The following is a 14423-nucleotide window of genomic DNA, read 5'->3' as shown; positions in this document are numbered from 1 at the left end:
GCCTCTAATGGTTTAAGCAGATTAATTACCTGCAAAAACCATTAATGAGTCCTGCCAATATTTTATTCACTTACGTGATCAAATCATTTACCAAACCGATCGAATAAAGATCTGCTTAATTCTTCCCTGTGTTCCGGGTGAGCTATATTAACCAGCTCTTCAGCTCGTTGTCCCATGTTCTTTCCATATAAATTAGCGATGCCATATTCCGTTACCACATAATGAACGTGCGCCCGGGTCGTAACAACACCGGCACCCTGCTTCAGATGCGGTACAATACGGCTTATCCCTTTTCGGGTCACGGAGGGAAGTGCAATGATAGGTTTACCTCCAGGAGACAAAGAAGCTCCACGAATGAAATCCATTTGTCCGCCTACTCCTGAATACTGATAGGTACCAATTGAATCGGCACAGATCTGACCGGTAAGGTCTACCTCTACCGCACTGTTGATGGCGGTTACCTTTGGATTCCGTCTGATAACTGCGGTATCATTTATATAGGCAATATCCAGCATGGCAACTGCCGGGTTATCATCGATAAAATCGTAGGTTTTTCGAGTACCCATCACAAAACCACTGACGATCTTGCCGGGGTGAATTTTCTTTTTCTTACCTGTTATCACCCCTTTTTCAACCAACTCGATGACCCCGTCGGAGAACATCTCTGTATGAATTCCCAGGTTTTTATGCCCTGTCAAGCTTTTAAGTACCGCATTGGGTATAGCCCCTATCCCCATCTGCAAGGTAGCACCATCATCTATCAATTCAGCGCAAAACTGACCTATCCTCATCTCAGCCTCATCAGGTTCAGGTACAAATTGTTCAGGGAGAGCATCATCCACTTCAACCAGGGCATTTATTTGATCGACATGTATAAGACCGTCACCATGAGTTCTGGGCATATTTGGATTCACCTGCGCTATCACATACCTGGCTGTTTGAACCGCAGCCACAGTAGCATCCACTGAAACACCCAGCGAGCAATAACCGTGCTTATCAGGGGGAGATACATGAATAAGTGCAACATCCAGAGGCATGATGTTGTGCCGAAACAGATTCGGGACCTCACTCAAAAAAACAGGCACATAATCACCCCTGCCTTCATTTATGGCTTTTCTAACATTTGCACCAACAAACAAGGCATTAACAAAAAAGCTGTCTTTATACTCAGGGTCCGCATAAGGTGCAGGCCCTTCAGTATGCAGGTGAACCACTTCTACCTTTTTGAGTTCATTATGTCTGCGGGTCATGGCCTCCACCAGTTGTACCGGTGTTGCTGAAATGCCGTGTACGAATACCCGATCCCCTGACTTTATGATCTTTACCGCCTCATCTGCCGTTCTGTATTTGCTCATGTCTCTTTTATTTGATTGATGATTTTGAACAAATAATAAACAACCATTGTGAATTTTTCTTTAAGGTCTTCTTCCAAATGCCTGTAAACAACTGCCGGTCAATCTCTCACAAACATTGATCAGAATTAAAAAAAACTTTGCAGTTTATTGCTTCTGCACGACAATATTCTTAAAATCTAACATCTATATTAGAATTTGAATATTCGGTTTAATAAACTCCTATGAGACTAATTTCACAGGGCTCACAATATGCCATATCTGCTATTATTGCGATATCTAAGCATGCCGGAAACGGAGCCATTTCTGCATCCAGTTTATCTAAATCATTGAATTGCCCTACAGCCTACCTCTCTCAGGTTCTCGCAAAGCTGAAGGAGCCCGGTATACTCAAATCACAACGGGGATTGAATGGTGGAGTATACCTGGCGAAACCGATCGATCAGATAACAATGATGGATGTAATTTCCGCTATTGACGGTACCGAATTCTTCGATAAGTGTTTCATGGGGATAGAAGGATGCGGTAATATTGAACCTTGTCCTTTTCATGAATTCTGGTCTATTGAAAGAAAGAAAATTGAAAAATGGCTACAGGATACCACCTTTGCTCAGGTTGATGAAAAAATGACTCAAACCTGGTTCGATCTTCGTTTGCAATTTTCAAGTGGGGTGCCTTCATTAAGTTAATGCAGCCAGCAGTCGACACCATATCATCTGAGATTTGCTACCACTGCGGTGAGGACTGTACTGACGAGACCATTCATTATGAGGACAAAGCTTTTTGCTGCAACGGTTGTCGCTCAGCTTTTCAGCTCCTGGATGAAAGCGGCCTGTGTAATTATTATGACCTGGATTCAAACCCCGGAATAAATTTAAAGAATTCTAAGCATCGACCACGGTTCGATTATCTTGAAGATGATGAGGTCATTGACCGTATATCAGAATTTCGGGATAAGAACCGATTATCACTCAGTCTTTACATTCCGAATATACACTGTACATCCTGCGTGTGGCTGCTTGAGAACCTCCAAAAACTGGATGCCGGAGTGCTTCAAAACAGTGTTAATTTTTTGAAACGTGAACTTTCTCTTCTCATTGATACTGATACTACCAATCTTCGTGATGTTGTAGAGCAGTTGGTTACGATTGGATATGAACCGGAGATAAGGTTAGATAAACTGGACTCAAGATCTGTGTCCTCTCATCAAAACCGCTCTTTATGGCTGAAAATGGGAGTTGCAGGTTTTGCATTCGGGAATATTATGCTGTTCAGCTTTCCCGATTATCTAGACACGACGGGTAGTGGGCTGGGTGGAAATTTCCATGTCTTTTTCGGTGCACTGAATATCATACTTGCCATACCTGTGTTAGTATATAGCAGCAGTGACTACCTCAGATCTGCTTTCGCTGCTGTTAAACAGGGTGGTATCAATCTGGATGTTCCAATTTCGATCGGTATAGTCGCACTATTCAGCCGCAGTGTATATGAGATCGTAACTATGACCGGCACCGGATATATGGATTCATTTACCGGTCTCATCTTTTTTCTTTTGATCGGGAAACTTGTTCAACAAAAGACCTTTCATCGTTTGTCTTTCGATCGGGATTACCGTTCCTATTTACCTATTGCAATAAATGTATTGGATGAACAAGGCAGAGAATATTCATTATCACTGGATAAGCTTGAAACCGGAACTAAAATCAGACTTCGCAATCAGGAACTTGTGCCCTGCGACTCAACGCTTGAATCAGATCAGGCCTACTTTGATTATAGTTTTATTACCGGTGAATCGGAGCCTGTTACAGTGAATAAAGGTGAAAGAGTCTTCGCCGGCGGCCGACTCATAGGTAGTTCAGCACAATTGCAGACAGAAGAGCGTGTAGCAAACAGCTATCTGACAAAACTCTGGAATCACGAAGCCTTTCAGAATAACGACAAAGAATTAAAGCTTACTACCTTCGCCGATAAGATAAGCCCGTATTTTACCATGGCTGTTTTGGGAATCGCCTTTTTATCCGGATTCTACTGGCTGCAAAGTACGGGAATGGATGCTGCATTGTCAGTTTTTACTGCTGTTTTGATCATTGCATGTCCATGTGCTCTTGCATTATCCACTCCTTTCACTCTTGGTTCAGCCCTGAATGTACTTTCACTTAACGGTTTGTTTGTGAAAAACCACCTTTTGATCGAAAATTTATCCAAAGCTTCGGCAGTGGTATTTGACAAAACCGGTACCCTCACAAATTCTGATGCCTTTAACATTCAATTTTTTGGTGATACACTGACCGATCATGATAGTAAGTTGGTGGGAACCGCTGCTGGTAACTCGATCCACCCATTGAGCCGAAAAATTGCTGACATAACAACTTTAAACGGCTCCCTTAATCCTGATACGTTTCATGAAATACCCGGTAAAGGGATCTTTGCAACCATTGCAGGCCACACAATTTGCATGGGATCACGGCAATTCATTTCAGATCAAACAAAACTGGATCTTCAGGAGATTCCGGTTCACGAATTTATTGGCTCCACTGTACATCTTGCCATCAACAATGAGTATCGGGGATTTTTTGGGATCAAGGCAGGACTGCGAAAGGGTATATCAGGTTTATTGAAGCAACTCAAAGAACAGGTTCGTTTATATCTCATATCGGGAGATAATGAAGGGCAGCGTCAGGAATTTGAAACTTATTTTCAGGAAAGCGATTCCCTTTTATTCAACAAAAAACCTGAAGAGAAATTAGACTTTATTACCGAACTTCAGAATGAAGGGCGATCCGTGATCATGGTTGGGGATGGGTTGAATGATGCCGGAGCTCTGAAAAAGTCAGATTTTGGCATTGCTCTCGCCGATGATGTCAGTTCCTTTGCACCGGCCTGCGATGCTATACTGGAAGGAAACTCTTTGAACAAACTTCATAGCTTCATAAACTTTTCACAGAAAAGCATGAATATCATCATAGCTAGTTTTGTGCTTTCCCTATTGTACAATACTATCGGTTTGGGTTTTGCTATAACCGGACACTTATCACCTTTAGTAGCTGCTGTTCTTATGCCGCTAAGCTCGATCAGTGTGATGGTGTTTACCTTTTTAACTACACGATATTTCGCACGTAAGGGAGGGCTGGTAATATGGAAGTGATCTATATGCTGATCGGTTTCAGTTTGCTCGTGGCCCTGATATTTCTCGGCCTGTTTTTCTGGGCGGTACGTTCCGGACAGTTCGATGATCAATACACCCCTTCTATGCGTGTGCTCTTTGATAAAAAATCTTCAGATAAAAAAACCAATAACCAAAAACATCGGGATGAATAAATGTCATCATCAACGTTAGAAACCTTTCATTACGATAACGATATTGTCCGAAAATTCGGGGTCGCCTCGCTGGCGTGGGGCCTCATCGGTTTTATCGTTGGGCTAACCATTGCCCTAAAATTAATCTGGCCGGATTTTCTTGGCTTTATACCTGAACTGAGTTACGGACGGCTTCGACCACTGCACACCAATGCGGTGATCTTTGCCTTTGCCGGTAATGCCATCTTTTACGGTGTTTACTACTCGCTGCCAAGGCTTACTAAAACTCCGATGTGGAGTCAGAAACTCAGTCAGATCCATTTCTGGGGATGGCAGGCGATCATTGTCTCTGCGGTCTTAACCCTCCCTTTTGGTTTCAACACCAGTAAGGAATATGCTGAACTCGAATGGCCCATTGATATCGCTATCACCATTATATGGGTGATATTTGGCATCAACATGATCATGACGATCATGAAGCGCCGGGAAAAGCATTTATATGTAGCCATTTGGTTCTACATAGCAACTTTTGTTACTGTAGCAGTTCTCCATGTCGTTAATTCGTTTGAAGTCCCTGCAACACTGCTGAAAAGTTATCCGATCTATGCCGGTGTTCAGGATGCACTTGTACAGTGGTGGTATGGGCACAATGCAGTGGCATTTTTCCTAACCACGCCATTCCTGGGTATCATGTACTACTTCATCCCGAAAGCGGCTAACCGACCGATCTTCTCATATAGATTATCTATTGTTCACTTCTGGTCATTGATCTTTATCTATATCTGGGCTGGACCACACCACTTGCTTTATACCGCACTTCCGGGTTGGGCTCAGGCTCTTGGTACTGTTTTCAGTTTGATGCTGATCGCACCAAGCTGGGGCGGTATGTTGAATGGATTGCTAACCCTTCGTGGTGCATGGGATCGTGTTCGTGAAGATCCGGTTCTCAAATTCCTGGTTGTTGGTGTAACCGCTTATGGTATGGTTACATTTGAAGGCCCGATGCTTTCCATTGCAAATGTGAATGCGATCGCTCATTACTCAGATTATATCATTGGTCACGTTCATAATGGTGCCCTTCTGTGGAATGGTGGCCTGACCTTTGCGATGCTGTACTATATCACACCACGTATATATAAGACGAAGCTCTATTCCATCAAGTTGGCAAATATCCACTTTTGGTTTGCCACTATGGGGGCCATATTCTACGTGATCCCAATGTATTGGGGTGGTATCACACAAAGTTTGATGTGGAAAGAATTCACAACTGAAGGTCTTCTTCAATACCCAAACTTCCTTGAGACTGTAACCCAGATCATGCCAATGTATGGCTTGCGAGCGATTGGTGGTACACTGTTTATAATTGGTGCTTCTTTTGGGGCCTATAACTTATGGAAGACAGCGCGTCAGGGATCATTTGAAGCAGAGGAAGTTGACGAAGCTCAGGCAATTATCGATCCGGCTGCCGGAACCAATGAAAAATGGCACCGTCGCCTTGAAGGGCGCCCACTTCAATTCACTGCTCTCACCCTGGTTGTGATCCTTATTGGAGGTATTATCGAGTATGTACCGACTGCTCTGGTAGATTCCAATGTACCAACTATAGCCAGTGTGAAGCCATATACCCCTCTGGAGATCGAGGGTCGAGACATTTACATAGCAGAAGGTTGTAATAACTGTCACTCGCAGATGATCCGGCCATTCCGTTCAGAGACCGAACGATATGGTGAGTATTCAAAAGCCGGGGAATTTGTTTATGACCATCCATTCTTATGGGGATCCAAACGAACCGGTCCTGACTTACACCGTATAGGCGGCAAGTATCCCGATAGCTGGCACGTACGCCATATGTACGACCCAACGTCCACCTCTCCCGGATCCATTATGCCGGCTTACCCCTGGATGTTCACTCAAAAGGCAGATATTGAAAGTATACCCAACCGGATCTCTGCTTTACGTACCGTAGGGGTACCTTATGCTGAAGGTTATGAAGAACTGGCAATTCGTGACTATGAAGCGCAGGCAAACAGTATCGTAAATGGTTTGAAGCAGAATGGTTTTGGTGAGATCGAAGGGATTGAGATCACATCCGATTCCAAGATCGTGGCTATGATCGCATACCTGCAGCGCATGGGAATTGACATAAAAGGCAATAAGAACCCGTGGGAAGACCTGCCATCTAATGAGCGACTACAAGCTAATTTTAAACCTCAGGTTGAGGACTGATCGTCATGTATAAAAACGTGCTCCGCGCAATGGAAGACATCGGCATATACCCCAGTATTTCCCTGATCATATTCTTCGTGTTCTTTGTGGGACTGATCATATATCTGATCGTAAAAGGGAAAAAGCACTGGGAAGATGCTGCTAATCTTCCCCTTGAAGATGACGACAACATGAACATTAAAAATTCTGACCAATGAAAGTATTTGATGACGAAAAAGATCTGCTAATGGATCACGAGTATGATGGAATCCGTGAACTGGATAATCACATGCCGGTCTGGTGGCTGTGGCTGTTTTACTTTACCATTGCCTGGGGCGTGGGATACCTGGCATATTATTACATGCTTGGTGGACCTACTCAGGAAGAATTATACGAACAGGAAATTGCCGCTGCTGCTGAAAAGTATGGGCTGGAGCCTCAAGGTGAGGGTGGAGAAGGTGCCGCACCCGTTCAATTTGAGTGGGCCTACCTTGAAGATCAGGACCGTATTGAAGAAGGGCGTGAGATATACATGAGCAACAACAACTTATGTTATACATGCCATGGTGGAAACGGTGAAGGCCTGGTTGGGCCTAACCTCACAGACAATCTCTGGATCCATGGTTGCAGTGCTGCGGAAGTTGCCAGCAGTGTAATTGAGGGATACCCTGATCGCGGGATGATCGCTTATGGTAGTGGCGCAAGACTGACCAATGAGCAGGTTCAAAGCGTGATCAGTTATATTGCATCCATTCAGGGCTCTGAACCGGCAAACCCAAAAGCTCTGGATCCACGGGCTTCAGAGTGTAGTTTATAGTTCAATTATAAAGTGACGGGGAAATACCCGGGTGCCCTGTCACTTTTTATTTTATTCATAATATCATCAAGAATTAACGATATCATTAGAGAGTGAGTGGTCATAACAAGTATAGGTTATCACTCGATTTTAATATTATTAGCGTGAGGTAAAAAATGGCTAAACCAGAGGAAGATCGTCGTATTGATAAACAAAACTTTCGTGATCACCTTGCCACGGTAAATGAGGAAGGAAAGAGAAACTGGATATACCCCAAAAAACCCAGTGGCAGGTTTTATAATGCTAGAAATATCGTAGCAGTATTATTATTGGCTTTCTTTTTCAGCGGACCGTTCATCACTATAAACGGGAATCCACTTCTTCTTCTAAATATACTGGAGCGTAAGTTTGTGATCTTTGGTGTAGCCTTCTGGCCGCAAGATCTGCATTTACTACTTTTTGGAATGTTGACCTTCATCCTGTTCATCGTTCTTTTTACAGCCGTTTTTGGACGACTCTTTTGTGGATGGGCATGTCCGCAAACCATTTTCATGGAAATGGTATTCAGGCGAATAGAATATTGGATCGAAGGTGACTCTGCTGCTCAGATCAGACTGAACAAACAGGACTGGAATTTTGAAAAGATCCGAAAGAAAGTAACCAAACATACTGTATTCTACGGAATGGCTTTTCTGATCTCTAATATGTTTTTGGCTTACATTATTGGCAAAGACCAACTTTTTGAGATCATTACTGATCCCCCCTCAGAACATGCAGGTGGGCTTGCTTCCATGATCATCTTCAGTGGGGTCTTTTATGGAGTGTTTGCTTTCATGCGTGAACAGGTTTGTCACTTTGTATGCCCGTACGGCCGAATGCAATCAGTTATGCTGGATAATAATTCTATAAACGTAATGTACGATTACGTACGGGGTGAAAATCGAGCTAGTGTTAAAGACCGGTTCCAACTGGAAAACAGAAAGGCTACGCTTGAGGATCTTGGTTTCAGTGCCGATACCGAATTTGGTGATTGTATTGACTGTTATCAATGCGTAAAAGTTTGTCCAATGGGTATAGATATCCGTAATGGAACACAGCTTGAATGTGTGCATTGTACCGCCTGTATTGATGCTTGCGATTCGGTTATGGACAAAATTGATAAACCAAGAGGGCTGATCAGATATTCATCAGAACATGCCATTCGTGAAGGTAAACAAAAAGTATTGACACCACGCGTGGCCGGCTATTCCGGCATCTTACTGATCTTATTGACTACATTTGTCACTTTACTGACCTTACGGCCCGACACAGAAACAACCATTTTACGTGAACCCGGCACCTTATACCAGGAGTTACCGGGAGATCGGTACAGCAACATATACAACGTTAAGGTGCTCAATAAGACCTTTGAAGATATCCCTGTTGAGATCAGGTTGATCACACCGGAGGGCACCATTGTATCACTTGGTATGGTTGAGCTTGTGGAGTCCCAAAATTCGGCAGAAGGTCGCTTTATGGTTCAGCTATCAGAAGATCAGCTTTCCGGTTCACAAACCGAACTTACGTTTGAGGTATACTCGGGCGATGATAAATTAGAAACTGTAACTTCCGGATTTTTAGGTCCGGCCAACAATTCCAACGATTAATTTTATGAAAGAGAAATTTAACTGGGGTTCCGGGATAACCATTGCCATCGTAGTATTTGTGTTGGCAACACTGAGTACTGTAAGTTATCTGATAAGCCTTGAATTCTATCTTGTTTCAGAGGATCACTACGAAGAAGGTGTTCAATATCAGGAAACCATCGATGGTCTTCAAAGGGCAAAGAATCTTGATACTCCGGTATTGATATTATTTGATGAACCAACCGTATCCATCAAGATCACCTTCCCTCAGGCTCTTATCACCGATTCATTATCCGGTCATATAACTTTTTACAGGCCAAATGATTCCGAAAAAGATAAACGCTTCAAACTTCAGCTCGATGAAAATGGCAGACAATCCATCCCGGTTTCAGACTTTGAAGATGGTCGCTGGAAGTTAACATTGGAGTGGAAAGCTGATTCTCTAACCTATATCGATCAGAAAAACATCTTTATCTAGCTTTAAAGAAACTAGATAAAGGCATCTCTTTCAATCCTGAATATTCAGTGATCTCAGCAATTCTTTGAAGTCACTGAATACAAGATCTGCCAGCTTATACCCCTGCTCAATTGGATTCTGAGTATACCAGGCAACCTGCCAGCTCGCTTTTGCTCCACCAACTACATCAGAGGTAAAAGAATCGCCAATATACAGAATATCAGGTCTTTCAAGCCCTGTCAGTTCGGTGGCATGGTCAAATACTTTTGGATGAGGTTTCATCTCTCCAACCTCTTCTGAAATGACAATATGGCGAGCGGTTTCTTTCAAGTTGAACCTGTCTACTTTCAGCCATTGTGTTTCGGCAAAACCATTGGTAATTATACCGACATCATATCGTTCTGTGATACGATCATAACAATCTTTGGCACCATCGATCCATTCCCAGTGATTCCTGTAATAATTCATATATACCTGCCCGGCTTCCTCATGAACAGAATCATTTATTCCAAGTTCCAAAAACGTTTCCCGAAAACGACGTTGGTGCAGTTCATGTCGATCTATCTCACCACGCCCATACGCCTCCCAAAGACCTTTATTGATATGATGGTATGTATTTATTAAGTGCTCTTCCGGTATGTCATTAAAAATTTCAAAATGTCGATGTACGTCACTTAGTCCGGCTTGTTCTGCCTTTTTGTGGTCTAATAACGTATCATCCAGGTCAAAAAAGATGAATTTTGGATTGAGTTGTGACAATGGAATAGTTTTTGATTATTGTTATGAATACAAATAAACAGAAGATTAAAACAATTAATACATCTGCTCGTATAGGGGCATCAAATAAACCACAAATTAGAAACTCATGAAAGCTAAATTTTTGATCATTATCGGAGTGTTGGCACTCCTCGTTTTTTACGGAATCAGCGTTAATAACAGCCTTGTTACGGCAGAAGAAGAAGTTAACAGTGCCTGGGCACAGGTCGAGAATCAATATCAGCGCAGATCAGATCTGATTCCCAATCTCGTAAATACCGTAAGGGGTGCTGCAGATTTTGAATCACAAACCCTTCAAGATGTTATTGAAGCACGAAGCCGTGCTACTTCCATTAATATCAATGCCAACGACTTGAATAATCCCGAAATGTTTCAGCAGTTTCAGGAGGCCCAAAGCCAGCTTAGCGGTGCTTTATCCAGATTGCTGGTTACCGTGGAACGGTACCCTGAATTGAAGGCCAATCAAAATTTCAGAGATCTTCAGGTACAGCTTGAAGGCACTGAAAACCGTATTGCTACAGAACGTATGCGTTTTAACCAGGCTGCCCAAGGATTTAACACCAAAATTCGAAAATTCCCAACCAGTCTTTTTGCATCCATGATAGGGTTTGAGCAAAAAGAATACTTCCAGGCTGAACAGGGGGCAGAACAAGCTCCTGAAGTGGATTTTAGTAATTAAATTAGTAATAGAAAGTAGACACGAGGTGTAAGACATGAGATTTTAGACACTAAAGATCGGTCTTTCATCTTATGTCTAAAATCTTACGTCTCAAATAAAACGTATGGCAAAATTTTTAACAAAGGAACAGGAAGAACACATCGTTGAAGCAATTCAACAGGCCGAAGAAGCAACTTCCGGTGAAATTCGTGTTCATATTGAAAAAAAATGCAACGCTGATTCTCCCATCGAAAGAGCCAGACAGGTATTCTCTGAGTTGAAAATGCATGAGACAGAACTGCGAAATGGTGTGATCGTTTATATAGCCTGGAAAGATCACAAAGTTGCAATCTGGGGCGATCAAGGCATTCATGAAAAGGTTGGACAATCGTTCTGGGAAGATGAAGTAAAACTACTCATCTCCTATTTCAAAAAAGAGGATTATGAAACCGGGATCTCAGAAGTCACTCTACAGATCGGTCAAAAACTGAAAGAGTATTTCCCTTATCAACAGGGTGATATCAACGAACTATCAAATACCATCAGTTATAACAAAAACATTGAGGATGATGCGTAAACTTCTGACCCTCCTATTTTTAGTTTTTCTAACTATACCCACAATTGCACAGGACCTTGTACCCGACCAACCCACCGGCATGGTCAATGATTATGCAAATATGCTGTCCCAGTCCGAAGAAAGGCAGCTTGAAAATAAACTAAGGGCATACCGTGATACTACAACGAATGCCTTCGTTATTGCCACGATTGAAAGCCTGCAAGGTTATCCAATTGAAGATGTTGCGCTTAAAATACATAATGAATGGAATATTCAGTATGAAGACCGAGGTAATGGTGTATTGATTTTAATTTCTGAACAAGACCGTGCCATGAGAATTGAAGTCGGTTACGGCTTGGAGGGTGCTATTCCCGATATTATAGCCGGTAGAATCATCAATGAGATCCTCACCCCAAGTTTTCGGGCTAATGATTACTACGGTGGTCTGGATCAATCCATCAATGTTCTAATAGATCTTGCTGCAGGCGAATTTGAGGGATTTCCTGAACAAACTTCATCCGGTGATGGATTTCCTATAGATGTCCTTATCATTTTCATCATAATTATTTTCATACTCATCACACGAGGTAAAGGCGGTCGCAGACATTCCATAGGCTCCGGGGGAATTATCTTTTATGGAGGAGGATTCGGCGGGGGCAACCGTGGCGGTGGAGGTTCCTTCGGAGGAGGTGGCGGTTTCGGTGGTTTCGGCGGAGGTGGAGGATTTAGCTCCGGCGGCGGCGGTGCCAGTGGTGGTTGGTAAGAAAGCCCGGCGGAAATTTTAAATTTAAATGAATAACCGGATGGTCACCCTGGATAGAAATACTATTTAATGGATGACCTTATTTTTCGTTTTGAACTTTTAATTTTGAATTTCCAATGCCTGCTCCAAGTCTGCAATGATATCCTCAACTCCTTCTACGCCAACTGAGATCCGAACCAAACCATCAGTGATTCCCGCAGCTTTTTTGATCTCATCAGCCACAATTGAATGCGTCATAGATGCCGGATGCTGAATGAGTGTATCAACCGCTCCAAGACTTACAGCGAGGGTACATAACTTAACATTGTTCATAAGTGAAACACCGGCATCAAACCCACCTTTTAGATCAAAGGTGATCATTCCCCCATACCCATTTTTCATCATATTCGTTGCAAGTTCATGCTGTGGGTGTGATTCTAATCCCGGATAAAACACATGGTCCACCTTCGGATGTGCCTCCAACCATTTTGCGACCTTCATAGCATTTTCGTTATGCTGTTTCATGCGTAATGGCAATGTCTTGATACCGTTCGTTGTTAACCAGGCATCCATGGGTCCGGCTATTCCACCAAGGTTTTTACGGAAAAGAAAGGTGTTGGCTTCTTCAAAGAGTTCTTTCTTTGCTACCATTGCACCACCGATCAAAGTACCATGCCCGCCAAGGTATTTTGTGGTTGAATGAACTACAATGTCTGCACCCAATTCAAGCGGTTGTATATGATAGGGGGTTGCAAAGGTATTATCTACCATGAGAAGTGCATCGAAGGATTCTGCAAGCTGAGCTATCGCCTTGATATCAGATATCCGTAAAGTTGGATTGGCAATACTTTCCAGGTATATCAATTTCGTTTCGGGATGCTCATTCAGTAGATGTTCGATATTTCGGATATCAGAAGTATCTGTGAACGAAACGGACAAGCCGAGCCCTGGTGCTTCTTCTTTTAGGAATTGTGACGTACAACCATACAGATCGTTTTGGGCAATAATGTGTCCACCATAGGCAAAACTGATAATTCCAGTGGATATCGCCGCCATTCCGCTCCCAAATACCATTCCCATATACCACTCCGGATCATTCAGGCTATACGTCTCAAGGGCACAGATCGTTCTTTCCAACTCCTCTACTGTTGGGTTACCAAGTCGTGAATAAACGTGGCTAGCTCCACCCTCTTCATGCCGAAATGCCTTAGCTCCTGATTCTACATCATCAAATACGAATGTAGATGTCTGGTAGATCGGTGAGGTATGAGAACCATACTGATCTTTTTTCCCTTTTCCGCCATGAATGGCAGCTGATGCAAATGTAGGTCTAACTTTGGTCTTCATGATAAACTGGGATTGGAGATTGATCTTTGATTGTATTTAAAACGATGCTTGTATGAAGCCGCTCAACATCCGGCAGAGTGGTCAACTTATTTCTCATGAGTTGCTCATAATCTTTGGTGTCTTTAGCAACCACATGCAGTAAGAAGTCACCATCGCCCGTGGTATGATAACAAGCCAGGATCTCTGGAATTTCTTCAATTGCCGAAGTGAACTCCTCCATCAAATTCAATTGATGTACCTTTAACGTCACCTTGACAAAAGCAGTGAATCCCCGGCTTACAGAATCCTTATTGATTTTTGCTGAATACCCCTCAATAACACCTTCACGTTCAAGACGCCTAACCCTTTCAAGGGTTGGTGTTGTGGTCAAACCAATTCTTTTAGCTAACTCATTATTGGCGATCCGCCCCTCCTGTTGAAGGATCTGTATGATCTGTTTGTCGGTTTGATCTAATTTCGGAAATGCCATAACAGAATAAATAACTGATTGAACACGATAAATTTAATCAATTATACTGTTAATTTCTAATATTGAAGATACTTAGACTTTTATTTCCCTTATATTAGTCTTTAATTCTTTTTTGAAACTTTTAAAGAATTTTATTCTAACA

At 42.7% G+C, this 14423-nt stretch carries 15 protein-coding genes; 11 read left to right on the top strand and 4 right to left on the bottom strand.

Annotation, left to right across the window (positions count from 1 at the left end; genetic code table 11):
* Positions 1–83: 83 nt before the first annotated feature.
* Entirely contained in the window at positions 84–1355 is a 1272-nt protein-coding gene (locus AC13FX_RS06905) for an acetyl-CoA hydrolase/transferase family protein (protein ID WP_482879812.1), read from the bottom strand.
* Positions 1356–1576: 221 nt separating this feature from the next.
* On the opposite strand from AC13FX_RS06905, the gene AC13FX_RS06900 reads away from it, so the two are divergent.
* The 8 genes from AC13FX_RS06900 (at position 1577) to AC13FX_RS06865 (ending at position 9753) form a co-directional block, all read left to right on the top strand.
* Positions 1577–2041, top strand: a complete 465-nt coding sequence (locus AC13FX_RS06900; RefSeq protein ID WP_482879811.1) for an RrF2 family transcriptional regulator — start codon at positions 1577–1579, stop codon at positions 2039–2041.
* Positions 2041–4497, top strand: coding sequence for a heavy metal translocating P-type ATPase (locus AC13FX_RS06895; protein WP_482879810.1), 2457 nt, complete (start codon positions 2041–2043; stop codon positions 4495–4497). Before AC13FX_RS06900 ends, AC13FX_RS06895 begins: the two co-directional genes overlap by 1 nt.
* Positions 4488–4670: a cbb3-type cytochrome oxidase assembly protein CcoS gene (gene ccoS, locus AC13FX_RS06890; RefSeq protein ID WP_411321612.1), complete on the top strand. Its 183-nt coding sequence runs from the start codon at positions 4488–4490 to the stop codon at positions 4668–4670. The genes AC13FX_RS06895 and ccoS overlap by 10 nt, the downstream gene beginning before the upstream one ends.
* Positions 4671–6875: a cytochrome-c oxidase, cbb3-type subunit I gene (gene ccoN, locus AC13FX_RS06885; protein ID WP_482879809.1), complete on the top strand. Its 2205-nt coding sequence runs from the start codon at positions 4671–4673 to the stop codon at positions 6873–6875.
* 5 nt (positions 6876–6880) lie between these two features.
* Complete coding sequence (locus AC13FX_RS06880; protein WP_482879808.1) at positions 6881–7072, top strand: cbb3-type cytochrome oxidase subunit 3; 192 nt, start codon at positions 6881–6883, stop codon at positions 7070–7072.
* On the top strand, positions 7069–7671 hold the full coding sequence (locus AC13FX_RS06875) for a cbb3-type cytochrome c oxidase N-terminal domain-containing protein (RefSeq protein WP_482879807.1): 603 nt from the start codon (positions 7069–7071) through the stop codon (positions 7669–7671). Before AC13FX_RS06880 ends, AC13FX_RS06875 begins: the two co-directional genes overlap by 4 nt.
* A 155-nt stretch (positions 7672–7826) precedes the next feature.
* The gene (gene ccoG, locus AC13FX_RS06870) at positions 7827–9296 is read left to right on the top strand and encodes a cytochrome c oxidase accessory protein CcoG (protein ID WP_482879806.1); all 1470 of its coding nucleotides are present in this window, start codon (positions 7827–7829) and stop codon (positions 9294–9296) included.
* 4 nt (positions 9297–9300) lie between these two features.
* Positions 9301–9753 carry a FixH family protein gene (locus AC13FX_RS06865; RefSeq protein ID WP_482879805.1) on the top strand — a complete coding sequence of 151 codons (453 nt, stop codon included), beginning with the start codon at positions 9301–9303 and terminating at the stop codon, positions 9751–9753.
* A 30-nt stretch (positions 9754–9783) separates the two neighbouring features.
* Here AC13FX_RS06865 and AC13FX_RS06860 read toward each other — a convergent pair whose 3' ends face one another.
* Positions 9784–10491, bottom strand: coding sequence for an HAD family hydrolase (locus tag AC13FX_RS06860; protein WP_482879804.1), 708 nt, complete (start codon positions 10489–10491; stop codon positions 9784–9786).
* 106 nt (positions 10492–10597) lie between these two features.
* Between AC13FX_RS06860 and AC13FX_RS06855 the strand changes: the two genes are divergently transcribed.
* From AC13FX_RS06855 to AC13FX_RS06845, 3 genes are all read left to right on the top strand, one after another.
* Complete coding sequence (locus AC13FX_RS06855) at positions 10598–11188, top strand: LemA family protein (RefSeq protein WP_482879803.1); 591 nt, start codon at positions 10598–10600, stop codon at positions 11186–11188.
* A 103-nt stretch (positions 11189–11291) separates the two neighbouring features.
* Positions 11292–11744 carry a TPM domain-containing protein gene (locus tag AC13FX_RS06850; protein ID WP_482879802.1) on the top strand — a complete coding sequence of 151 codons (453 nt, stop codon included), beginning with the start codon at positions 11292–11294 and terminating at the stop codon, positions 11742–11744.
* Positions 11734–12486, top strand: a complete 753-nt coding sequence (locus tag AC13FX_RS06845) for a TPM domain-containing protein (RefSeq protein WP_482879801.1) — start codon at positions 11734–11736, stop codon at positions 12484–12486. Before AC13FX_RS06850 ends, AC13FX_RS06845 begins: the two co-directional genes overlap by 11 nt.
* Before the next feature lie 99 nt (positions 12487–12585).
* Here AC13FX_RS06845 and AC13FX_RS06840 read toward each other — a convergent pair whose 3' ends face one another.
* The gene (locus AC13FX_RS06840) at positions 12586–13812 is read right to left on the bottom strand and encodes a trans-sulfuration enzyme family protein (protein ID WP_482879800.1); all 1227 of its coding nucleotides are present in this window, start codon (positions 13810–13812) and stop codon (positions 12586–12588) included.
* A complete protein-coding gene (locus tag AC13FX_RS06835; RefSeq protein WP_482879799.1) occupies positions 13796–14281 on the bottom strand; it encodes an Lrp/AsnC family transcriptional regulator in 486 nt (161 codons plus the stop codon). The genes AC13FX_RS06840 and AC13FX_RS06835 overlap by 17 nt, the downstream gene beginning before the upstream one ends.
* Positions 14282–14423 lie beyond the last annotated feature (142 nt).

This window comes from Gracilimonas sp. B-17, from assembly GCF_056857935.1.
The sequence above is the reverse complement of the archived record's forward strand: the minus strand, read 5'-3'. Positions and strand labels throughout refer to the sequence as shown.